At 48.4% G+C, this 20,435-nt stretch carries 19 protein-coding genes and 1 pseudogene; 10 read left to right on the top strand and 10 right to left on the bottom strand.

The window, feature by feature from the left end:
* Positions 1-15: 15 nt before the first annotated feature.
* From CEQ48_RS03275 to CEQ48_RS03255, 5 genes are all read left to right on the top strand, one after another.
* Positions 16-1,965 carry a PTS mannitol transporter subunit IICBA gene (locus tag CEQ48_RS03275; RefSeq protein ID WP_089070215.1) on the top strand — a complete coding sequence of 650 codons (1,950 nt, stop codon included), beginning with the start codon at positions 16-18 and terminating at the stop codon, positions 1,963-1,965.
* 100 nt (positions 1,966-2,065) lie between these two features.
* The gene (locus CEQ48_RS03270; RefSeq protein WP_089070214.1) at positions 2,066-3,220 is read left to right on the top strand and encodes a mannitol-1-phosphate 5-dehydrogenase; all 1,155 of its coding nucleotides are present in this window, start codon (positions 2,066-2,068) and stop codon (positions 3,218-3,220) included.
* Between the two features lie 99 nt (positions 3,221-3,319).
* Positions 3,320-3,850, top strand: a complete 531-nt coding sequence (locus CEQ48_RS03265) for an MltR family transcriptional regulator (protein ID WP_000818298.1) — start codon at positions 3,320-3,322, stop codon at positions 3,848-3,850.
* A gap of 115 nt (positions 3,851-3,965) precedes the next feature.
* Entirely contained in the window at positions 3,966-4,886 is a 921-nt protein-coding gene (locus CEQ48_RS03260; protein WP_089070213.1) for a Gfo/Idh/MocA family protein, read from the top strand.
* A 16-nt stretch (positions 4,887-4,902) separates the two neighbouring features.
* Entirely contained in the window at positions 4,903-5,769 is an 867-nt protein-coding gene (locus CEQ48_RS03255; RefSeq protein WP_089070212.1) for a glycerol kinase, read from the top strand.
* On the opposite strand, the gene CEQ48_RS03250 is transcribed toward CEQ48_RS03255, so the two are convergent.
* The 6 genes and pseudogenes from CEQ48_RS03250 to CEQ48_RS03225 all read right to left on the bottom strand — a co-directional run bounded on the left by CEQ48_RS03250 (position 5,766) and on the right by CEQ48_RS03225 (position 10,052).
* Entirely contained in the window at positions 5,766-6,197 is a 432-nt protein-coding gene (locus CEQ48_RS03250) for a YccF domain-containing protein (RefSeq protein ID WP_089070211.1), read from the bottom strand. The two genes, CEQ48_RS03255 and CEQ48_RS03250, sit on opposite strands and share 4 nt — an antisense overlap.
* A 75-nt stretch (positions 6,198-6,272) precedes the next feature.
* Positions 6,273-6,995, bottom strand: coding sequence for a sulfite exporter TauE/SafE family protein (locus tag CEQ48_RS03245; RefSeq protein WP_089070210.1), 723 nt, complete (start codon positions 6,993-6,995; stop codon positions 6,273-6,275).
* A 194-nt stretch (positions 6,996-7,189) separates the two neighbouring features.
* Positions 7,190-7,586: pseudogene (locus CEQ48_RS03240) on the bottom strand (rhodanese-like domain-containing protein).
* 126 nt (positions 7,587-7,712) lie between these two features.
* Positions 7,713-8,612, bottom strand: coding sequence for a LysR family transcriptional regulator (locus tag CEQ48_RS03235; RefSeq protein ID WP_089070209.1), 900 nt, complete (start codon positions 8,610-8,612; stop codon positions 7,713-7,715).
* Between the two features lie 180 nt (positions 8,613-8,792).
* The gene (wrbA, locus tag CEQ48_RS03230; protein WP_089070208.1) at positions 8,793-9,392 is read right to left on the bottom strand and encodes an NAD(P)H:quinone oxidoreductase; all 600 of its coding nucleotides are present in this window, start codon (positions 9,390-9,392) and stop codon (positions 8,793-8,795) included.
* A 30-nt stretch (positions 9,393-9,422) separates the two neighbouring features.
* Positions 9,423-10,052, bottom strand: a complete 630-nt coding sequence (locus CEQ48_RS03225) for a DsbA family oxidoreductase (protein WP_089070207.1) — start codon at positions 10,050-10,052, stop codon at positions 9,423-9,425.
* 167 nt (positions 10,053-10,219) lie between these two features.
* Here CEQ48_RS03225 and CEQ48_RS03220 point away from each other — a divergent pair, with 167 nt between their 5' ends.
* Together CEQ48_RS03220 and CEQ48_RS03215 are read left to right on the top strand one after the other, a co-directional pair.
* Positions 10,220-11,152, top strand: a complete 933-nt coding sequence (locus CEQ48_RS03220; protein WP_089070206.1) for an NADP-dependent oxidoreductase — start codon at positions 10,220-10,222, stop codon at positions 11,150-11,152.
* Positions 11,153-11,255: 103 nt separating this feature from the next.
* Positions 11,256-12,149, top strand: a complete 894-nt coding sequence (locus tag CEQ48_RS03215; RefSeq protein WP_089070205.1) for a DMT family transporter — start codon at positions 11,256-11,258, stop codon at positions 12,147-12,149.
* A 113-nt stretch (positions 12,150-12,262) separates the two neighbouring features.
* Here CEQ48_RS03215 and CEQ48_RS03210 read toward each other — a convergent pair whose 3' ends face one another.
* Complete coding sequence (locus CEQ48_RS03210; RefSeq protein ID WP_089070204.1) at positions 12,263-12,901, bottom strand: NAD(P)-dependent oxidoreductase; 639 nt, start codon at positions 12,899-12,901, stop codon at positions 12,263-12,265.
* Between the two features lie 132 nt (positions 12,902-13,033).
* Here CEQ48_RS03210 and CEQ48_RS03205 point away from each other — a divergent pair, with 132 nt between their 5' ends.
* Complete coding sequence (locus CEQ48_RS03205; protein ID WP_181713408.1) at positions 13,034-13,924, top strand: LysR family transcriptional regulator; 891 nt, start codon at positions 13,034-13,036, stop codon at positions 13,922-13,924.
* A 42-nt stretch (positions 13,925-13,966) separates the two neighbouring features.
* Here the strand turns inward: CEQ48_RS03205 and CEQ48_RS03200 are convergent, their stop codons facing one another.
* Together CEQ48_RS03200 and CEQ48_RS03195 are read right to left on the bottom strand one after the other, a co-directional pair.
* Positions 13,967-16,270 (bottom strand): methyl-accepting chemotaxis protein, encoded by a 2,304-nt coding sequence (locus CEQ48_RS03200; RefSeq protein WP_089070202.1) that lies wholly within the window; start codon positions 16,268-16,270, stop codon positions 13,967-13,969.
* Positions 16,271-16,539: 269 nt separating this feature from the next.
* Entirely contained in the window at positions 16,540-17,259 is a 720-nt protein-coding gene (locus CEQ48_RS03195) for an SDR family oxidoreductase (protein ID WP_089070201.1), read from the bottom strand.
* Between the two features lie 147 nt (positions 17,260-17,406).
* Between CEQ48_RS03195 and CEQ48_RS03190 the strand changes: the two genes are divergently transcribed.
* Positions 17,407-18,312, top strand: coding sequence for a LysR family transcriptional regulator (locus tag CEQ48_RS03190; RefSeq protein ID WP_089070200.1), 906 nt, complete (start codon positions 17,407-17,409; stop codon positions 18,310-18,312).
* 105 nt (positions 18,313-18,417) lie between these two features.
* Positions 18,418-19,023: a tRNA (pseudouridine(54)-N(1))-methyltransferase TrmY gene (trmY, locus tag CEQ48_RS03180; protein WP_001256106.1), complete on the top strand. Its 606-nt coding sequence runs from the start codon at positions 18,418-18,420 to the stop codon at positions 19,021-19,023.
* A 93-nt stretch (positions 19,024-19,116) separates the two neighbouring features.
* Here the strand turns inward: trmY and CEQ48_RS03175 are convergent, their stop codons facing one another.
* On the bottom strand, positions 19,117-20,271 hold the full coding sequence (locus tag CEQ48_RS03175; RefSeq protein WP_089070198.1) for a chemotaxis protein: 1,155 nt from the start codon (positions 20,269-20,271) through the stop codon (positions 19,117-19,119).
* Between the last annotated feature and the right edge of the window lie 164 nt (positions 20,272-20,435).

Raw genomic sequence — 20,435 nt, 5'->3', positions numbered from 1 at the left:
CCAACGGGGGACGCGATGATATCATCAGACGCCAAGGTCAAGATACAAAATTTTGGCCGTTTCTTATCAAACATGGTCATGCCGAATATCGGCGCTTTTATTGCGTGGGGTTTTATTACTGCGCTTTTCATTCCAACAGGTTGGGTACCCAATGAGACGTTAGCCTCTTTGGTTGGCCCTATGATTACGTATTTACTGCCGCTTTTGATCGGTTATACCGGCGGTAAACTGGTCGGCGGCGAGCGCGGTGCGGTGGTGGGCGCCATCACCACGATGGGCGTGATTGTCGGTACTGATATTCCCATGTTCATGGGCGCAATGATCGTCGGCCCAATGGGCGGTTGGGCGATCAAAACTTTCGATAACAAAGTGGATGGCAAAGTACGTAGTGGCTTTGAAATGTTGGTGAACAACTTCTCAGCCGGCATCATTGGGATGCTCTGTGCCATCATCGCCTTCTTCCTGATCGGCCCATTTGTGAAAGTGTTGTCAGGCGCATTAGCGGCTGGGGTTAACTTCCTCGTAACCGCTCACCTGCTCCCTCTGACGTCCATCTTTGTTGAGCCAGCCAAAATCCTGTTCCTCAACAACGCGATCAACCACGGTATTTTCTCACCACTGGGGATCCAACAAGCCAATGAAACAGGCCAATCTATTTTCTTCTTGATTGAAGCCAACCCAGGTCCTGGCCTTGGTATTTTGCTTGCCTACATGGTGTTTGGTAAGGGTACGGCTCGCCAAACCGCGGGCGGCGCGACCATCATCCACTTCTTTGGTGGTATCCACGAAATCTATTTCCCTTACATCCTGATGAATCCACGCCTGATTTTGGCGGCGATTGCGGGCGGTATGACCGGTGTGTTTACGCTCACCGTATTTAATGCAGGTCTGGTATCTCCAGCCTCTCCCGGCTCGATTTTCGCGGTTCTGCTGATGACCAATAAGGGCTCAATCTTAGGCGTGCTGTGCTCTATCTTTGCAGCAGCAGCGGTTTCTTTCGCCGTCGCAGCGCTACTGATGAAAGCACAAACCTCGACAGAACAAGATGGCGATAAAGACGCGTTGGTGAAAGCCACCTCGAAAATGCAAGAGATGAAAGCGGGTTCAAAAGGTCAAGCGGCACCAGCAGCTACTCAAAGCAAAAAAATCGACATGGCGAATGTACAAAGCATCATCGTCGCTTGTGATGCGGGTATGGGTTCCAGTGCCATGGGTGCGAGCATGTTGCGCAAAAAAGTGCAGGAAGTCGGCTTGCCTGTCAAAGTGACCAATATGGCGATTAACTCACTGCCCGCGGATGTGGATATCGTGATTACCCATCAAGATTTGACAGACCGTGCACGCAAACATGCGCCAAATGCCGAGCATATTTCACTCAATAACTTCCTAGACAGTGCGCTATACAGCCAGCTCGTGACTCAGCTTATCGCCGCAAAGCGCCAAGCGGCCAACGATAGTCAGCTGATCAAGCCTTCGATTCTGGCTGCTAACGATGACAGCTATGAAGTACAGCAGCCAAGCGTATTCCAACTGCAAAAAGAGAACATTCACCTTGGCCTGAACGCCAAAAATAAAGAAGAGGCGATTCGCTTCGCTGGTAACAAATTAGTTGAACTGGGTTACGCCCACCCAGAGTACGTCGATGCCATGTTCGAGCGTGAAAAGCTGGTTTCGACCTACCTCGGTGAATCTATTGCCGTACCGCACGGTACTGTGGATGCCAAAGATCGCGTGATTAAAACCGGCATTGTGATTTGCCAATACCCACAAGGCGTAGCCTTTAGTGAAGACAGCGGCGATGTCGCCAAACTCGTGATTGGTATCGCGGCCAAGAATGATGAACATATTCAAGTCATTACCACCATTACCAATGCCCTCGATGACCCAAATGCTATCGATAAACTCACCTCCACCAAGGATGTGAGTGATGTATTGAGCATTTTGGCCACCAGCCAAGCGGCATAACGTTTTTGCTCCTGAGGCAAAACGAGGTCAGCGACGCCCCCTATGTGGCTGACCTCACCTCAGGCAGTGAGAGAAATATTCAACATTGAGGTAGGTAAAGATGAAAAAGAATGCAGTTCATTTTGGTGCAGGCAACATTGGCCGCGGTTTTATTGGCAAACTTCTGGCGGATGCGGACATTGCCGTCACCTTCGCCGATGTCAACGAGCCTCTCGTGGATCAACTAAGTCATCAACAAGCATACAAAGTCAAAGTGGTCGGTAGCGAATGCAAAATGGAAACCGTTAGCCACGTCACCGCTGTCAACAGTGCCAGTGAGGCTTTGATCGAGCGGATTATCAAAACCGATTTAGTCACCACAGCAGTGGGGCCAACGGTACTCGATATTATTGCCAAAACCATCGCCAAGGGTTTGAGCGCTCGCTTTGCTGCGGGTAATACGCAACCGCTCAATATCATCGCCTGTGAAAATATGGTGCGCGGCACGACTCACCTTAAGCAGCAGGTGTATCAATTCCTCACTACCGAAGAACAACAACAAGCCGATGCATTAGTGGGCTTTGTGGATTCCGCAGTCGATCGCATTGTGCCACCGTTGCAAGCGGCTAACGACGACCCGCTGGAAGTGACCGTAGAAAGCTTCAGCGAATGGATTGTTGATGAGCAGCAGTTTAAAGGCGAGATCCCACAAATTGAGGGGATGGAAAAAACGAACAATCTGATGGCGTTTGTCGAGCGCAAACTGTTTACCCTCAACACAGGTCACTGTGTGACGGCTTATCTGGGCTGTTTAAAAGGTCACCGCACCATCCGTGAAGCGATTGAAGATCCGAGCATTCATGCACAGGTGAAACAAGCGATGCAGGAGAGCGGTGAAGTGCTGATCCGCCGCTATGGTTTTGATCGCGCCCTGCACAGCGCCTACATCGAGAAAATCCTAAGCCGCTTTGCCAATCCTTATCTGGTGGATGAAGTGGATCGCGTTGGGCGCCAACCGCTGAGAAAACTTGGCACAAATGATAGATTAATCAAACCTTTACTCGGTACAATTGAGTACGGCTTACCAAACAGCATGTTATTGAAAGGGATTGCCGCAGCGCTGAAATATCGCAATAGCAGTGATCCCCAAGCCGTCGAATTACAACAAAGTATTGAAAAAGAAGGCATTCGCTCTACACTTGCCCGCTATACAGGGTTGGCAGCAGACAGTATTGAAGCGCAACAAATTGAAGCTCTCTATCAACAAATGGATTGAAGTATCAGGATAACCGTTTGAAAAAATGCGGTTATCGGTAGTCTTAAAATGTCGAGAGCTGTCACTCGCTCTCGACTTAACTCAACAACAGATCAGTTTATGGCAGAAAAAATTAACGAATCCGACATTCTGGAGCGCTTGAATCAGACCCACACGGTACGAGGATTCTTCATTACAACGGTTGATGTGCTAACCGAAGCCATTGATGCACTGATGCAACGTATTTTCCGTAAAGACAATTTCGCGGTGAAATCCGTAGTCGAACCACTCTTGCACGATACAGGGCCGCTGGGTGATCTTACCGTTCGCCTAAAACTTTTGTTTGGTTTGGGCGTGATCCCAGATGAGGTATTCCACGATATTGAACACCTGATCAAACTGCGTAATCAGCTCAACCATGATGCCACCGAGTACCAATTCACTGACCCGCAAATTCTTGCGCCAATCAAAGCACTCAATCTGGTCAAAAAAATGGGCATGTTGCACTTAAACGTGGTGGAGCCCGATGACGATATTGACCTCAGCTTTTACCACCTGCAGTTGCAGCGCCAACAACAAGTGATCAAATCTGGGCTCTCTCTGGCAATCATTCAAATTTGTAATGCACTCAACAAAGACAGCCCGTTTTAACGTTTAGGTGCACGCCGATTTCGCGTGATCTCCGCTCAACTTCCACATCCATTTTTCATCTTGTTTGCGTATCGTGTTAGCCTGAGACCTATTTCGGATGACAGATGAGTGAAGCATGAAAATCGCTATGATTGGTCTAGGGGATATCGCCCAAAAAGCCTACCTGCCCGTATTAGCCCAACTACCCGATGTTGAACTGATTTTATGTACTCGCAACTCGCACACTCTGCAAGCATTGGCTGCACGCTATCGAGTCAGTGCCGCATGCACTGACTATCGTGATGTGTTGAAGCATGGTGTCGAGGCGGTGATGATCCACGCCGCAACAGAGGTACACAGCACCTTGGCGGCCTTTTTCCTCGCTCAAGGCATTCCAACCTTTGTCGATAAACCGCTCGCGGCGAGCGCACAAGAATGTGAAACCTTGTATGAGCTTGCCGAAAAGCATCGCCAGCCACTTTATGTCGGATTTAACCGTCGCCATATCCCGCTTTATAACCAACATCTGCCCGAGCTGCACCAACAGGAATGCGGTGCACTGCGTTCACTACGTTGGGAAAAACATCGCCATGCCCTGCCCGGCGATATTCGCACGTTTGTGTTTGATGATTTCATTCATCCTCTAGATAGCGTCAACCTTTCGCGTCAACGCAACTTAGACGATATTCATTTGACCCATCACATCAGCGGCGGGCAACTTGCACGCCTTGATGTTCAATGGCAAGCGGGCGATACCTTACTGCACGCTTCGATGAACCGTCAGTTTGGTATCACTACCGAACAGGTGACCGCGAGCTATGACAATGTGGCTTATCAGTTTGATTCCTTTACTCAAGGAAAAAGGTGGCGAGATAACCAAGAAAGTCGAGTGGCCTTAAAAGATTGGACACCGATGCTCGCCAGTAAAGGCTTTGAAGCTATGGTGCAAGATTGGTTACAGGTTGCAGCGGCAGGCAAACTACCCACTCATATCATTGAACGTAACTTAGCCAGTCACCAACTGGCTGATGCCATTTGTCAGCACTTAAGTCAGTAACACAAAGGAAGTTCGCATGGTCAACAAACTTTCCACCTCCGCCTTGGCAAAAAAGCGCCAGCAAGATGCCAAACAGCTGTTTCAGGATTTGAAAACCGCAGGTTACATCCATCGCCACGATGAGCAGTGGATATTGACCGATCTCGGCACCAAATTTGGGGGAGAATATGCCCAGCACCCTAAGTATGGGCGTTTTATTGTCTGGCCGGAAAACTTGCTGATCGACTTACACGCCACTTCAGGCCAGACACTCACCGCCACGCAAGTCGGGGAATACTTCAAATTAAACCCGAAGAAAATGAATCAGTTATTCAGTGAATTAGGCTGGATAGCGCGCAGCGAGTCGGGGTGGCACGCCACCGAGAGCGGCCTACGTGCCGGAGCGCAGCAGCGTGAAGAGAAAAGCTCAGGTAATGGGTTTGTGGTCTGGCATGAAGCCATCCTGCGTAACCGCCACTTACGCCAATCCGTGGTGGAATTTCTCGGCCAAGAAGCACAGGCTCACGCGACCGATAAATCTTATTCCAGCTTTCGCCAGAAGTTTGCTGCCAAACACCGTACTTTGGATGGGCATTATGTGCGTTCAACGGGTGAACTGCTGATTGATAACTGGCTGTATCTGGCTGGCGTGGTACACGCTTATCAGCGCCCACTGCCGATTGAAGAAGAAGTGACCAGTGATTTTTATCTGCCAAGCGGCAAGGTCTATTTGCAATTTTGGGGAACAGATGAAGGTGACATTGCCCCGAGTGAGCAACAAAAAACCCGCGCACTTTATCAAGCACACGGGTTAGCACTGATTGAGATCCAATCTCATGAGATCACGCAACTGGATGACATTTTACCCGCCAAATTGCGTGAATTCGGCATTAAAGCGTATTAACGAGCGCGATAACGCGCTCGCGCGGCCTCTTCAATTGGCACCACGGTTTTACCAATCGGCGCCAATGAGATTACCGCCAATTTTAAATGCTGCAGGGCAAACGGAATGCCGATGATGGTGATAAAACAGGCCACCGCAGACAAAATATGCCCCACCGCCAACCAAAAACCGGCCAAAATAAACCAAATAATATTGCCCAAAACGCCAAAGCCACTGGTACCTATGTCGGTTTGATCAGTCAATTCATCACGGGAAATGGCTTCATAACCAAACGGCCAAAATGAGAAATTCCCCATTACGAAGCAAGCACGTCCCCACGGAATACCAATGATGCTGATAAACGCCAGCACGCCAAATAGCCACCAAGCCAATCCCATCACTATGCCACCGCATAAAAACCAAATAATGTTGCCTAGTGTTCTTAACATTACCTTACCTCACGTTGTTGAAGGTGTTTCATGCGCCTAACGCTAATTCGGCGACCATGAACAGAAAATGAATGATCAGAAAAATCCATGCCACACCGCAGTCGCACCACTCACCAAACAGAGCGCCAGCGCCGCAAAGCGAATTTTTTCTTTCGGCAATGAGTGAGTGGTTTTACGAGCTAACACATAGCCCAGCCATGCGGCGGGGAGCAGCGGCAGAGTCAGTAGCACATGGTGCCACGTTAAAAAACCCGTCGGCCACTGCACCATCAAAGAGATGATCGAGCTAAACACGAAGAAGGCTGACAAATTACCGCGCAATTGATTAGCTTCTTGATGCTGCAGCAGGAGCGCCATAGGAGGACCGCCGATGCCACTGCTGGTACCAAATACGCCCGAGAAAAATCCCGCAATCCCCATTCGAGTTGGGTTCGGCTCAATGCGCAGTGGCAGCAAACTTACCGCCACCGCAAACAGCACCAACAAGCCAAGCCACAGCGCCAACGCCTGCGTGGAAATCCACATCAGCAGCAAACCACCCACAATCGATCCCGGAATGCGCCCGATTAAGGCCATTTTTAAGCCGCCAATCGAAATACTCTCGCGATGTTTCATCGCATTGAGCACCGAAATAAACAACGCGACTAAGCAGATTGGTGATGGCACATAATCCGGCGAAATAAGAAACAGCAGCGGCGATGCAACGACCGCGAGCCCAAAGCCGATCGCGGTCTGCACAAAGGAACCCATGAAAACCAATAGCATGGCAATCCACGCACTCGCGCCTAAATACTCCATTTCGTTCCCTTGTACTGCGATGTATCGAATGACACTGACGGTATCAGTTCAGCAATTTTTCGCAATAGAAACGTTTCGCCCGAACGGGCTTATCAGAAATTTAGACTCACTCACCAATAAAAACGACCAGCGGCCGCTTACAAAGGCGACCGCTTATCTTACATGGCATCCAAATGGTGGAGTGTCGAAACACGTTACTCAGTAACCAACGTAAAACCTTCGTCCAACCAACCGGTCACACCGCCGATCATTTTCTTCACTGGGCGACCTAATTTGGCTAAGCGAATCGCCGCTTTTTCAGTGCCATTGCAGTGAGGCCCCGCGCAATAGACCACAAACAGTGTGTCCATAGGGTAATCGGCTAAGGTTTTTTTCGTTCAAGCGTGAGTGCGGCAAGCTGATGGCGTATGGCACATGTCCTTCGGCATACAGGGCTTCACCGCGAACATCGAGTAACACAAAATCTTGTCTTTCATTGGTGATCGCGTGGTGCACGTCCCAACAATCGGTTTCAAACTGCAACAACGCTTCAAAATGCGCCAGAGCATCGGCACTGGACGCCGCAGGCACGCGAGATACGGCACTAGACATTCGACTTCTCCTTGTCGGTTTAATGAGCATGCAGTGTGCCACAAGGTGGATAAGCAAACCAAGCTGCTGCGAAGAAAAAGATCTTGGTTTTATTCGATGAACCTAGCTTATTTCATCGCTCAATTGTCACTCTTCATTCAACACCGTTGGCATGGTGCACAAGGCGTTAAAAAATTCAAATAAGGTCATCAACTCGCTGTTTTGCAATGAATCTGCTCTCATGCCCAATTGAAATTTTACGCTGCGCTTTTGCCCATGTTCGAGATCCACCAACACCAAACGTCCATCATTTAAGTATGGCTGAACTAGGTGCTTCGGTAGCCAACCAAACCCGATACCATCAATAATGCTACTGAGTGCGGTACTAGGATGAGTCACGGTTAAACGTAAGTGGGAACCGATCCAACCGCTATCCACATCCTGATTGCCAGAATCCCGAATCACAATATGACGAAACGTTTTCAGCTCTGCCTGCATGATGTTTTTTCGTTGCGCCAACTCGAAATCACTGGCGCAAACACACAGCATGTCCACTTCAAACAAGGATTCAAGAATGATGCCTTTAGGCAACGAGCTAGCGATAGCAAGAGAAACACTGCCATCATTAAGTAGTTGTGAAGCACCGGACAATGCGGTTTCATAAACACGCAGTGAGATATGCGGATAAACCAAATGAAAGCGGTCGATCACTTCCAACACAAAACGGGCAGGCAATAATACATCCACAGCAATGCTGATTTCCTGCGCAAGTTCGCCTTGAAATTTCATCGCCAGCTTTTCGATTTGCAATGCATTGTGGTGCAGTTCTTGTGCTTTAGGCAGAAGCTGTTTACCAAGCTCAGTGAGCACCGACTGGCGACCTTCTATGATAAACAGCTCTTGACCCAGCATGGTTGCCATTTTGTTGATGCTGTGAGAAATGGCTGACTGGCTTTTGTGCAACTGCTCAGCAGCTTTGACTGTGCTGCCATGTTCCGCGACAGCGATAAACGCACGCCACATTTCCAGAGAGATCCTTGCTGACATTCTCGTATCCTTCTCATCCCATTTTCAGCGCGTGCGTAACCCACTAACCTCATCGCTACGCGCTTTATTAATGCCGTCAATGGCAGTAAATGGAAAAAGAGTATACCGAACCGAAAGTGGCAAGAAAGATATTTGATTACACTCTGTAAAAGCGCGGTGCTTCTGCACCGCCTGTGACATTTATCGCGCAAGTTTGGCAGCAATTGACGCAACGTGACGCCCTTGATATATAGCGGTGGCTTGCTCTTTCTCAGAAGGCGCTCGGCTGCCATCAGGCCCGGCAATACACGCCGCCCCCAGCGGAGAACCGCCTTTCACTTCGCTGACATCCATGGTTTCCGGAATGCCATAAGGCAAACCAACGACCACCATGCCATGATGAAATAAAGTGGTGTGGAATGATTGGATCGTCGTTTCATTACCACCGCCAGTACCTGTCGAGGTAAATACACTGCCCACTTTACCAACCAGTTTCCCTGCAGCCCATAAACCACCGGTTTGATCGAGAAAATTACGCATCTGAGCAGCCATGTTGCCAAAACGGGTTGGCGTGCCAAAGATGATCGCGTCATAATCGGCGAGTTCCTCAACTTTCGCCAACGGCGCAACTTGATCCAGCTTGATGCCCGATTTTGTCGCAATTTCCTGCGGTACCAACTCAGGCACACGGCGAATGTCCACGCTCACCCCTTCTACGCTACGCGCACCTTGGGCAATGTAGTCTGCCATGGTTTCGATGTGGCCGTAGCTCGAATAATACAGAACCAATACTTTTGTCATGTTCGTTTCCTTGAATGCTTAATTGTTCGATCAGTTGAGGAAAATCTGTGCTAACTCTTCGTTAGTCAGCGCTTTTGAGATCACTTGTTCACCATTGATAACAAGGGTTGGGATGCTGCGAATGTGGTATTGGCGTGCCAATGCGAGATCCTGTTCCACGGCATCAAGCGTTTCTTGCGCATGAAACATCTGGCGAAACGCCACTTCATCTAAACCAATATTGACGGCGGCTTTGACGATCGTTTCCAAATCGCCAATGTTGTCGTTCACCAGTAGGTGCAAGCGTTGGATCTCGTCAAAGAAGTCCCAATGCGCCTCATTGCCTGCTAATCGCTCTGCGGCTTTTGCACCAACAGCGGCTAAATAACCGCTCGGATAGTGGAAAGGTTGAGCGCGCATTCCTTCAATATTGAATAACGTCTTGTCATCCGCGGCCTGCTGACAAGCGATCCAGTGGTTGAGAATTTCACTTTTGGCCTGCGCTAATGAGCCGAAGCGCTCAATCATCTCTTCATCACTGCGCTGCAACACAAAACAGCGCTGCACAATCTGGATATTTTGCTGTTTGGCGAGCTTACGCAGACGTGGGCTGAGCACATAACACCAGCCACAGACCGCATCATGGAAGAATTCAATTTGACGAGTAAGTTGTTTGTTCATAGTCGTATCCTCTGTGAATGTGCTTTCATCCTAAGGCGGTTTTTGCCTTACGACGAATGAACAAAGTGACTAATACCTACCTACTTTTTGCGAAGAAATAATCGCCTCATCTCCTTACTCTTGTTTCACACCCAATGACTTAAGTATGACAGTGAGGAGCAACAAAAATGGATGTGACAACCATGAAAGCGATCCGTATACATCAATACGGAGGGCAACAAACCCTACTTACAGAGCAAGTGGCGATTCCCAAAATCGGCGTACATGATGTGCTGATCGCGGTGAAATACAGCGGGATCAATCCTGTTGACTGGAAAGTGCGTGAAGGCTGGTTAGCGAGTGAGAACTTGCATCAACTACCGCTGATCCTAGGTTGGGATCTTTCTGGAGTAGTGGTTCAAATTGGGAAACAAGTTTCGCAGTTTCAAATTGGAGACGAAGTGTTTGCTTTTGGTGACTTAACCAAAGATGGCGCTTATGCACAATACATCCGTGTTGATGCGTCTTTAGTGGCGAAAAAACCACGCACTCTCACCTTTGCTCAGGCTGCTGCGGTGCCCCTTACTTCATTAACGGCGTGGCAAGCCATAACCCAGTTAGCTGAGATAAAACCAGGACAATCAATTCTCATTCACGGAGCCAGTGGCGGTGTAGGGAGCTTCGCAGTACAGTTTTCGGTTCACTTAGGTGCGAAGGTAACCGCCATCGCCTCTGCCAATAATCATAACTACCTTAAATCACTCGGTGCTGAAGAAGTGGTGGATTACCGATTACCCAATTATCTGCAAACACTTGGTCAGTTTGATTATGTGTTTGATGTGGTGGATAACGATGCGCGTGGTATCTACGACACAGTGAAGCCATCAGGCAAATACATTTCAACGCTAAAAACACACCAGATCCCGGCTCACTACACTTTTGCCCACGAGCGCGTACTGGTGATGCCAAGTGGCGAGCAGTTATCACACATTGCCACACTGATTGATAACGGTGAGATCCGACTGCCGAACATTCAAGAAATGCCTTTTGAGCAAGTGGCACAAGCGCATGCATTGTCTGAAACCGAACACGTGCAAGGAAAAATTGTCCTGCAAATTTAGCCGTGGCGGGATGTTACAACCAAGGCGCATCCGCGCCTTGATTTACATCTGCACCATTTGCCGTTGAAGCTTAGCGGCAAATGGGTAGGAATAAGGACTCGTTATGAAATATTTAGTTATGTTGGTTATGTGCGGGATTTTGTGGGGATCACAATACGAGTTCAATCGTATTGCATTGGAATCAATCCCTGCGATTTGGATTGCCGCTCTACGCTCAGCCTTCGGTGCGCTGATCCTGATTGTGGCGTGTTATTGGTTGAAATTGAAGCGCGAACATGGACACTGGCCGTTGCTGTTTTTAATCGCGACATTGGAAGCTACCTTGCCGTTTCTCTTGGTGGCATGGGGGCAACAAACAACCCCATCAAGCCATGCGGCCGTCATTACGGGTATGAATCCACTGCTCACCATTTTGCTTGCTCCGCTGTTTTTGAAAAACGCTTGTTTGGATGCCAAATCACTGATTTGCGGCATGTTAGGCTTTACAAGCTTACTGTATCTGTTCTATCCCCAGTTACAGGTGCAAGGCGTGAGCAGTTTTTATGGTGCTACGGCCATTTTTATTGCTGCGCTCAGTTTCGCCCTGAGCATGATTTTGGTTAAAAAACTCGATCAACTAAATCCCATTGTGGTCGCTCGTGATGTGATTGTGCTGTCGGCACTACAATTACTGCCCGTAGCATTACTGAGCAGTGAGCTCACGTATAGCCACATTTCAATCCAATCCGGTCTGGCTAGCCTTTATCTGGGGGTCTTCTGCGGCGGTGTGGTTTACATTCTCTTTATGCAACTGATTATGAGCAAAGGCCCTGCTTACGCCTCTTTGAGTAACTATCTGGTACCTACCGTGGGGGTGTTACTGTCTGTTTTAGTGCAAGATGGTGCTGTGGATAATCGTACACTATTGAGTTTGGCGGGGATCTTGGGCGCTATCTTGCTGTTCCAATTCTGGCCGTTTCGCTACTCGAAACCTAACCGTTCTGTTCTCGCAAAGTGAAGAAGCGAATCTCGCTAACACCGCAGTAACGTCCAATAAGAAGTGGATATCAAAACTCAGAAAGATGCCGCGCACCTTTCTGAGCCATCCTTTGATTAAACCGCTTGTTTGGATTAATACGCTACACCAATGCGCTGGCGAGGATGATCGGCGTATTCCAATTCATCAATCAGCGCTACCGCATAGTCAGCAACCGAAATACGGCTGTTGCCTTCGCTGTCGGTCAGCAGTTGATCGCCACCCACACGGTATTGGCCTTGTTTGTCGCCTGGGAAAATTTCGGCCGCTGGGCTGACGAAAGTCCAGTTCACATCGCTGTTGCTTGCGCGGAAAACTTCCAACGCTTCGCCTTGTGCTAGAGCTTCACCTTTGTACTCTTCTGGGAAACCCGGAACGGTGACTAATTTCACACCCGAAGCCACTTCCAAAGAACCAGCACCACCAACCCATAACAAACGAGCAACACCAGCTTGTGGCAGCTCATTGAGTAGACGCTGCGCGGTCTTCGCGACCATTTCATGGTTGCCTGCGGCACGACCGCCGATAGAGGCAATCACAGCATCCACGCCTTCTAGCACAGATTTGAGTGAGCTCTCTGGGTTTAGGATATCCAGTTGCTGTATCGCTACGCCTTTGAGGGTGACTTTGGCAGGGTCACGAACGATCGCAACCACTTCATGTCCGCGCATTTTCGCTTCAGCAGCTAAATGACTACCAATCCAACCAGATGCACCTAGAATTGCGACTTTCATTTTTTACCTTCCTCTTGAATCTATTTAGATGAGTGTGTTCAACGAGGATAAGTATAGTTTGTCGCATCGAGAGCGATAAATGCGCAAAAATGATGTACATTGTATCTAGTTAGTTTGCAAATGAGAGCACTTATGGATCGCCTAACGGCCATGCGCAGCTTTATTGAAGTCGCTAATACCGCCAGTTTTACCCAAGCGGCAGATAACCTAAACCTCAGCCGTTTACAGGTATCGCGCCATGTTCAAGAGATTGAGGATTGGCTTAAGCAGCGCTTGTTGCATCGTACGACACGCCGAGTCAGCCTGACTGCAGCCGGTGAGGAAGCGCTACAACGCTGTGAGCAAATTCTCCATCAGACCATGGAGCTGGAAATGCGCGCACTGGAGCAATCAGGGGCATTACGCGGCAGCATTCGCATTTCGGCACCGATAGGTTTAACACAAAACATGCTGCTCGATGCCGTAATCGCCTTTACCGATCTGCATCCGCAAGTCCATTTTGATGTGCTTGCCTCCGATCGTTTTTCACAATTGGTCGATGAACGTGTCGATATCGCGCTGCGCTTTACGCAACAGCCCGATGAAAACTTGATCGCGCGCCGCTTGCTTGAAGTCGGAATGGTGGTGTGCGCCACTCAGGAATATTTAGTACAACATGCGCCTATCGAATTGCCACAAGATTTGGCACACCATAACTGCTTAGTGCATATCAGTGGCAATAAATGGGATTTCGTAAAAAATAACGAGCAGTTTAGCGTTTTGGTCAATGGCAATATTCGCGCCAATGATATGGGCACCTTGTGCCGCGCCGCATTAAATCATAAGGGGATCATTCGTCTACCCTGTGATTTGGCCAATCCGCTGTTGCAAGCTGGACAACTGCAAGCCTTGCTACCGAACTATTATCTGCCAAGCAGTTCAATCTGGGCGGTATATCTGTCACGCAGTTACCAGACACCTTTAGTCAGACAGTTCATTGATTTTCTCGCCGAGCGTTGGCAAGAAGATTTGCTGTGGCCATAAAAGCCAATCCCCGATTTTACAATCGGGGACGCTTTCTAGAGACTAATAACGGAACTGCCCCATCCGTTTGCTTAACTCCGTCGCTTCATAAGACAGATCATTCACGATAGAGCCCACCTCGCCAACTTGAACCGTCACGGAAGCAGAAACATCTGAAATTGAAGTCATATTGGCGTTAATGTCTTCGGTAACACCACGCTGTTGCTCAGTTGCAGTGGCGATTTGGATGTTCATCTCGTTCAAGTCATTGAGCATATCGACGATCTGCTTGAGCATGTCAGTATTGCTGTTACAGGTCGTGACACCGCGAAGCACGGTATTATTCGCCCCTTCGATACAACTGACTACAGATTGTGTTTCCTGTTGCAAGCGATCAATTTTATTGCGGATCTCTTCGGTCGATGTTTGCGTTTTTGCAGCAAGGTTACGCACCTCATCCGCTACTACCGCAAAACCTCGCCCTTGCTCTCCAGCACGAGCGGCCTCAATTGCGGCATTCAAGGCCAACAAGTTGGTCTGCTCGGCAATGGCTTGGATCACATCCAGTACCGAGGCGATAGATTGGCTTTCATGATTTAGCCGTGAAATCGCTTCAACGGCCGAGGCCATTTGTTGGTTTATTGATGTCATATCTCGTGCTAGCTCATTGCCCACCGAGACACCGCCGTGGCCCTTTTGATTGGCTTCCTGCACGAACGTTGCTGCTCGCTGCGCAAATTCAGAAACTTCGGTAATCGACGCGCTCATTTCGTTCACCGCGGTGACCACAGATTCGGTGCGTTCGTGCTGGTCGGAAACCGAATTACGCGCTCCCGTCATATTGTGTGCAATAACTTGGGTATGGGAATTCAATTTATCAGTCGCTTGCGCAAACTGACGAATAGTCTCTTGCAGATGGTTCAACATGCTATTGAGCGCTTGCGCCAACTGACGGATTTCATCACTGCCTTGTTCGGACAACCGCATGGTTAAATCATTATCTCGACTCATCAGTTGAATCTGGCTAATCGAATCACGAATGGGTTTAGAAATCCCATTGCCCACCATCAGCGCCGCAAGTGTCGCAATAACCGCACCGACGACGATGGCGACCAGCACTTTCACAATCACTTCGTTGGAAAGCTTCGCAACATCCGTCAAGGCTTCATCCGCCTGTATTTCAGTAACCAGCGCCCAGCGTAGACCCAATGCATCAAGTGGAGTGTATGCGGAAAGTAAAGCAGTGCCCAAAATGTGACTCTCCATCACTAGCCCATTTTCTCCTTTCAAGGCATTGTCCACCGCTTGTGAACTGACCTTAAGCAAGCCAATCGCTGAGTGTTTACTGCGAATTTGATTGACTGCCGCTCTGTCGCTCGCTAATGACCCAATGAAGGCCGATTCATCTTCCAATAATAAACGAGGCTGGCTGCGCATCAGTTGATCACTGCCCACTAAATAACTCTGCCCCGTTTTGCCCAGCCCGTTCTCTTTCCAGCGTGAATCGAACGTCATAATGCTATTGATTTCATCCACTGGCATCTGAAAGATAAGTACCCCGACTCGGGTGCTACCGTTAAAAATAGGGGTCGAAATGAACGAAGCCGCAGCCTCATAAGAAGGATAGTAAGGAGCAAAATCATCGAGGTAATACTGATTATTGGCTAATGTTTGGGCTTGCACATAAGCTCTTGCTAGCCCGCTATCTTTGTAGGGCCCATTAAGTAAATTAGTCGCAAAATCAAGCTCTTTGAATACGGTATACACCACATTACCGTCGTTATCGACCATAAACACATCGTATAAACCGAACTGCTCCAGATACTGCTTAATTCCAGGATGGTACTTTTGATGTAGAGCATCATACTCGCTGCCTAGCGAATCACTCACCCATTCATGCTTGGAACCGAGCGGATTAGGGTTGCTGGCGATATAACGTGCTTGTAACGATTCCGCAGGTTTGGATAACAGGCTCAAACGCGTTAACGGGTTTGCTTCTTGGCCGTTATTTAACTTCTGGTAATTCTGACCAAATTGAGCTGTGTAGTAATCCTTCAAAGCACTAAACGAAGAAGCAGGAACTTGATCAACGGGGTAAGCTTGGTAGGCCTGGGTTAACTTTTCCATCGCATCAACTGTCGAAACGACATTGGCGAGTGTGATCAACTGACCAGCAACTCGTTTTAAATAGCGCTCAATTTCAGTTTTTTTGGTTTCTCGTACCGACAAAAGTTGATGGGATGCTCGTTGATAGATCGCTTGCTTGGAAAGATTTACCGCACTCCAACCGATCCACACCCCTGCAAGAACCACCGCAATAACTGAAAGTAAAGTCATTGAAAACACGATTTTGTTGGCAATTTTCATTATTGTACCCCTGAAAAATATTCAGCCCTGCTTAGATTCAAAAATTCGCCAACGAAATATGTCATCAAATTAAAACTATTTTGTAATAGGAATGAACACTCATAACAAGCATAGCTAGCACACTTTCTTTTCACAAAAAAAATACAACAAAAGTTGTAGGCTCATTAATAATTCAAGCTCAACAAGTTGATTAATTAGCAAAAAAGCGACCCTCTCAGATCGCTCTCTTCAACTGTTCAACGTTGGATGAACATTTCATCCATGTGCGACTATGGCTGCTGTTTAGTCGGTGCCAACGCAATCTCACGAATGCACACATTTTGTGGCTGCTGATAAGCAAACAGCACCGCACGCGCCACATCATCCGCTGCCAACACACCGCCCATATCCACTTTCCAAGCATCGTAGCCCTCCTTAATTTCGCTTGATGTGGTGTGTGAAAGCAGCTCTGTTTCTACCGCTCCTGGAGCAATCGTCGTCACGCGCACATTGCTGGCGGCCACTTCCTCACGCACGTTTTCAGAAATCGCATGTACCGCAAACTTAGTTCCACAGTAAGCAGCATGATTCGGGAAGGTTTTCTTACCCGCAATAGAACTGATGTTCACGATCGTACCGTGGTTGCGCTCTTTCATATCGGCCAACACGGCGTGCATACTATTGAGCAGGCCTAGCACATTCACATCAAACATGCGCTTCCATTCATTCGCTTCTTGAGTATCAATCTGCCCAAGCAGCATGACACCAGCATTGTTCACCAGCAGATCCGCAGGGCCATACAGCGCTTCGGCTTTCCCAATCGTAGCCACTAAGGTCGCGGCCTCCGTCACATCCACTTTTTCACACAGTGTATTGGGCAGATTCAGCGCCTCTAAACGCTCCACACGGCGTGCCACCAACAGCAGTGGATGACCCGCTTCACTGAAACGGCGTGCGATAGCTTCACCAATACCAGAACTTGCACCTGTAATAACGACTAATGATTTCATGGGATTACCTTATTGATTCTGAGAAAAATTCTCCTGAACACAGGAGTTCGTTGCAATGCGTGCAGTCTAGGCGAAAGCAGATTGTTGATATATAGTCGACAGGTTCACAAACTGTTGCCATATAATGACAAATAAAAGGGACTCTCAATGCAACTTAACCAACTCAATCTGGCCGACATTCGCGCCTTTGTACTGATTGCCAAACTCGGCAATTTCACCAAAGCGGCGGAAGAGCTAGAGGTTTCTCGCTCACATGTTTCACGCCAGTTGAGCCAGTTGGAAAACAGCATGGGCGTCACTCTTGTCATCCGCACCACACGCAGCCTTTCGCTCACGGATGCCGGAGAACTCTTCTATCGTCAATGTGAACAAGCCCTGAGCAGTATTGAACAAGCCGTGTTAGCCGCTGTAGATGATGTGCAAGAAGCGCGCGGTGAGCTACGCATCAACAGTGTGGGCGGGCATATTGGGGAAGAGTTAATTGCCGATATTTGCAGTGCTTTTATGCAGGAAAACCCCGATGTGCGTATTCACCTTGATTTCAGTAGTCATCGTGTTGATTTGATTGAAGAAGGCTTTGACGTAGCATTTCGGATGGGCAAATTAGAAGATGCCAGCTTTGTGGCGCGTAAACTCACTGAAATCCGCATGAGCACGCTCGCTAGCCCCACGTACTTTACGCAGTGTGGTCAACCTCAACATCCCAAACAACTCGCCGAGCATCGCTGCTTAACCGGTTCGGTAAAACGTTGGAGCTACCAACACCAAGAGACGAAGCAAACTCTCGATGTGCCTGTTGATGGAGATTTACAGTGTAAAAACGGCCGAGTGTTAGTTCGAGCAGCATTGGCGCATAACGGCATCATTCGCGTACCCACTTTCTACTGCCACCAAGAGATCGCCCGCGGCGAATTGGTCGAAGTGTTTCTGGATTGGCATATCCCAAGCGTTGAGTTTTCCCTGATCTACCATAAAGACAAATATCAACCGGTGCGCTTAAAGCGGTTTATTGAGTTCAGTAAGCGTTATTTTGAGCAGAGCGTCATCGAATAAATCGGCGAGTCACGACTCTCGTAGTCCGGCAGCATAAAAGACTGGTCAAGTTCGGCGCGCTTAGCGACAATACCGCACTTTGAATGACAACGAATGAGAAATACCATGCGCAGTTTTATCCTTCGAGCTCGCTCCGCACCGACCGATAGCCAACGCCTACTGGACGAAATTGGTGGCAAATGCCATACCGAAATTTTAGCGCACTGCATGATGAACAGCCTGTTTACCGCGCAGTCGCATCGTGAAGATGTGGTGATTCATCTGGTATTGGAAAGCACGCGCGATTATTCACGCACCATCACCGTCGAAGCGAATGAAATCAGCGATGTGGGCGGCTTCCATGAAGCGGCCTTGATAGCTCTATTGGTGAAAGCGCTGGATGCCTCTGTTGGCATGGGCAAAGAACAAACGCGTGTGGTTCAACCGGGCTTAACCGTGCGTACCATCAGCTTTGAAGCCCTACTCGGTGAGCTGGCGGAGCATCATTCGCTGTACATGATGGATAAAAAAGGCGATTCCATTCGCGATATTAAGATTGGCCCGAACCCGTGTTTTATTCTGACCGACCATATCCCGATGCCGAAAAAGAGCGGTAACTCGATGAAGCGTCTCGGGGTAGAAAAAATCAGCCTTGGCCCCAAAATGCTGTTTGCTTCACAGTGTGTCACCCTCATCCATAACGAGATTGATCACCAAGAAGCGGGTTGGTAAGCAGAACAATTTGTGGGCGAAATAAACATTCGCCCAATTGGTAGCATACAAGCAAAAAGGCGGGAATCCCGCCTTTTTCTATTACAGAACAACTTAGCTTGTTCGTTTTCCAGTAGAGCGTTTACCCAGCCAGTAACCCAGACCGAGCGGGGCAAAAAAGATCACCCCGATAAACAGCACAAAGTATATGATGGTGCTCTTAATAAATTGCGTGACTTTATCCATCGCTAACGCCAACACATTCTGCGAAATCTGATCGATATCGGCGGCAAATTGTGCACGTTCGGTATGGATAATCGCCGCGATTTCAGCTCGCTCTCTGGCTACCATCACCTCCAACGCCGCTCGCTCATCACTGAGTTTATCCAAGTGTTGCTGGGTTTTCTGGTCAATATCTTCCACCAAGGGTTGCAGCTCAATGACCATATATTCTGCAAGGTTGCGCATGTATTCAGGATTATTATTCACGAAATCTTGAAATGATGCGGATGAAGCTTGAATGCTTTGTAGCGTTTCCGTCAATTGCTCGCCACTCAGCGCACTATTCATCGCAATCAACTGCGCTTTCCACGTCATGATTTTCGGGGTCTGTTCCGATACTAGACTGAGCCGATCCGAAACATCACTCATCGCTTCTGGCATAGTTCCCAATGTGGAAATGGCTTGCGCTTCATCAATCTGATTCTCTTGCAACCAAGCTCGATAAGCCGGAGTGCGCGTGAAAGTGAGATCAGTAAAAGGGTGCGCGACAGCAAAAGATTTCACAAAGGTTTGCGTCGTTTGATAACGCTCTTTTTTCAGCAACGACTGAGCCAATTGCTCCATATCGCGAGTTAATCGGGCTGCCGTTTGCTTAGCCTGCTCACCGTTAAAAATAGATTGCCCTTTCCCTGTTTGGAAAAAATTGTCCATCTGTTGCGTAAATACCCAACTATCAATCAGTGCAGCCATGGGTGAAAGTTGATAAGCCGAACGCTGTAAACCTTCTTCCGCATTGATTTTCCAGAGTAAGACATAGGATTGATGCAACTTATCTTGCGCTTCATATTGCGCAGCGATTTGATCGGCACTTTGCTCGACCGCAGAGAAAAACTGGTGGGCATATTCGCGAGTCATCAGCCGCATATTCAACTCTTGCTGAGTCAATGGCGTAGTTTGGCTATCCAGCTTCACTTCCAATAAAGAACACCCACCGAGTAGCAAGGAGAGCGATGCCATGATGCTGGTAATTATATGGCGAAAACTCATACACAACCTCCTGTATAACAATTGGCTGCAATGCTAGCACTATTACGTCAGAAAAATATAAGAATACCGATACATAAAGTGGATTTAGCTGAAATAAAAAGAGTTTACAACAGAAAAGAATAATGAAAGCCCATGTGTTAGCGACGAATCATGGGCTTTCATTA

The sequence above is a fragment of the Vibrio tarriae genome, assembly GCF_002216685.1.
Classification (GTDB): domain Bacteria; phylum Pseudomonadota; class Gammaproteobacteria; order Enterobacterales; family Vibrionaceae; genus Vibrio; species Vibrio tarriae.
This window is presented reverse-complemented; position numbering and strand designations above follow the sequence as displayed.

Bases quoted from the DNA above. Each gene is read 5' to 3' on its own strand.
- trmY (WP_001256106.1), top strand. From the start codon at position 18,418: ATGCGCAGTTTTATCCTTCGAGCTCGCTCCGCACCGACCGATAGCCAA.
- CEQ48_RS03245 (WP_089070210.1), bottom strand. From the start codon at position 6,995: ATGGAGTATTTAGGCGCGAGTGCGTGGATTGCCATGCTATTGGTTTTC.
- CEQ48_RS03215 (WP_089070205.1), top strand. From the start codon at position 11,256: ATGAAATATTTAGTTATGTTGGTTATGTGCGGGATTTTGTGGGGATCA.
- CEQ48_RS03175 (WP_089070198.1), bottom strand. From the start codon at position 20,271: ATGAGTTTTCGCCATATAATTACCAGCATCATGGCATCGCTCTCCTTG.
- wrbA (WP_089070208.1), bottom strand. From the start codon at position 9,392: ATGACAAAAGTATTGGTTCTGTATTATTCGAGCTACGGCCACATCGAA.
- CEQ48_RS03210 (WP_089070204.1), bottom strand. From the start codon at position 12,901: ATGAAAGTCGCAATTCTAGGTGCATCTGGTTGGATTGGTAGTCATTTA.
- CEQ48_RS03220 (WP_089070206.1), top strand. From the start codon at position 10,220: ATGGATGTGACAACCATGAAAGCGATCCGTATACATCAATACGGAGGG.
- CEQ48_RS03205 (WP_181713408.1), top strand. From the start codon at position 13,034: ATGGATCGCCTAACGGCCATGCGCAGCTTTATTGAAGTCGCTAATACC.
- CEQ48_RS03225 (WP_089070207.1), bottom strand. From the start codon at position 10,052: ATGAACAAACAACTTACTCGTCAAATTGAATTCTTCCATGATGCGGTC.
- CEQ48_RS03235 (WP_089070209.1), bottom strand. From the start codon at position 8,612: ATGTCAGCAAGGATCTCTCTGGAAATGTGGCGTGCGTTTATCGCTGTC.
- CEQ48_RS03195 (WP_089070201.1), bottom strand. From the start codon at position 17,259: ATGAAATCATTAGTCGTTATTACAGGTGCAAGTTCTGGTATTGGTGAA.
- CEQ48_RS03265 (WP_000818298.1), top strand. From the start codon at position 3,320: ATGGCAGAAAAAATTAACGAATCCGACATTCTGGAGCGCTTGAATCAG.
- CEQ48_RS03270 (WP_089070214.1), top strand. From the start codon at position 2,066: ATGAAAAAGAATGCAGTTCATTTTGGTGCAGGCAACATTGGCCGCGGT.
- CEQ48_RS03255 (WP_089070212.1), top strand. From the start codon at position 4,903: ATGGTCAACAAACTTTCCACCTCCGCCTTGGCAAAAAAGCGCCAGCAA.
- CEQ48_RS03260 (WP_089070213.1), top strand. From the start codon at position 3,966: ATGAAAATCGCTATGATTGGTCTAGGGGATATCGCCCAAAAAGCCTAC.
- CEQ48_RS03200 (WP_089070202.1), bottom strand. From the start codon at position 16,270: ATGAAAATTGCCAACAAAATCGTGTTTTCAATGACTTTACTTTCAGTT.
- CEQ48_RS03250 (WP_089070211.1), bottom strand. From the start codon at position 6,197: ATGTTAAGAACACTAGGCAACATTATTTGGTTTTTATGCGGTGGCATA.
- CEQ48_RS03190 (WP_089070200.1), top strand. From the start codon at position 17,407: ATGCAACTTAACCAACTCAATCTGGCCGACATTCGCGCCTTTGTACTG.
- CEQ48_RS03275 (WP_089070215.1), top strand. From the start codon at position 16: ATGATATCATCAGACGCCAAGGTCAAGATACAAAATTTTGGCCGTTTC.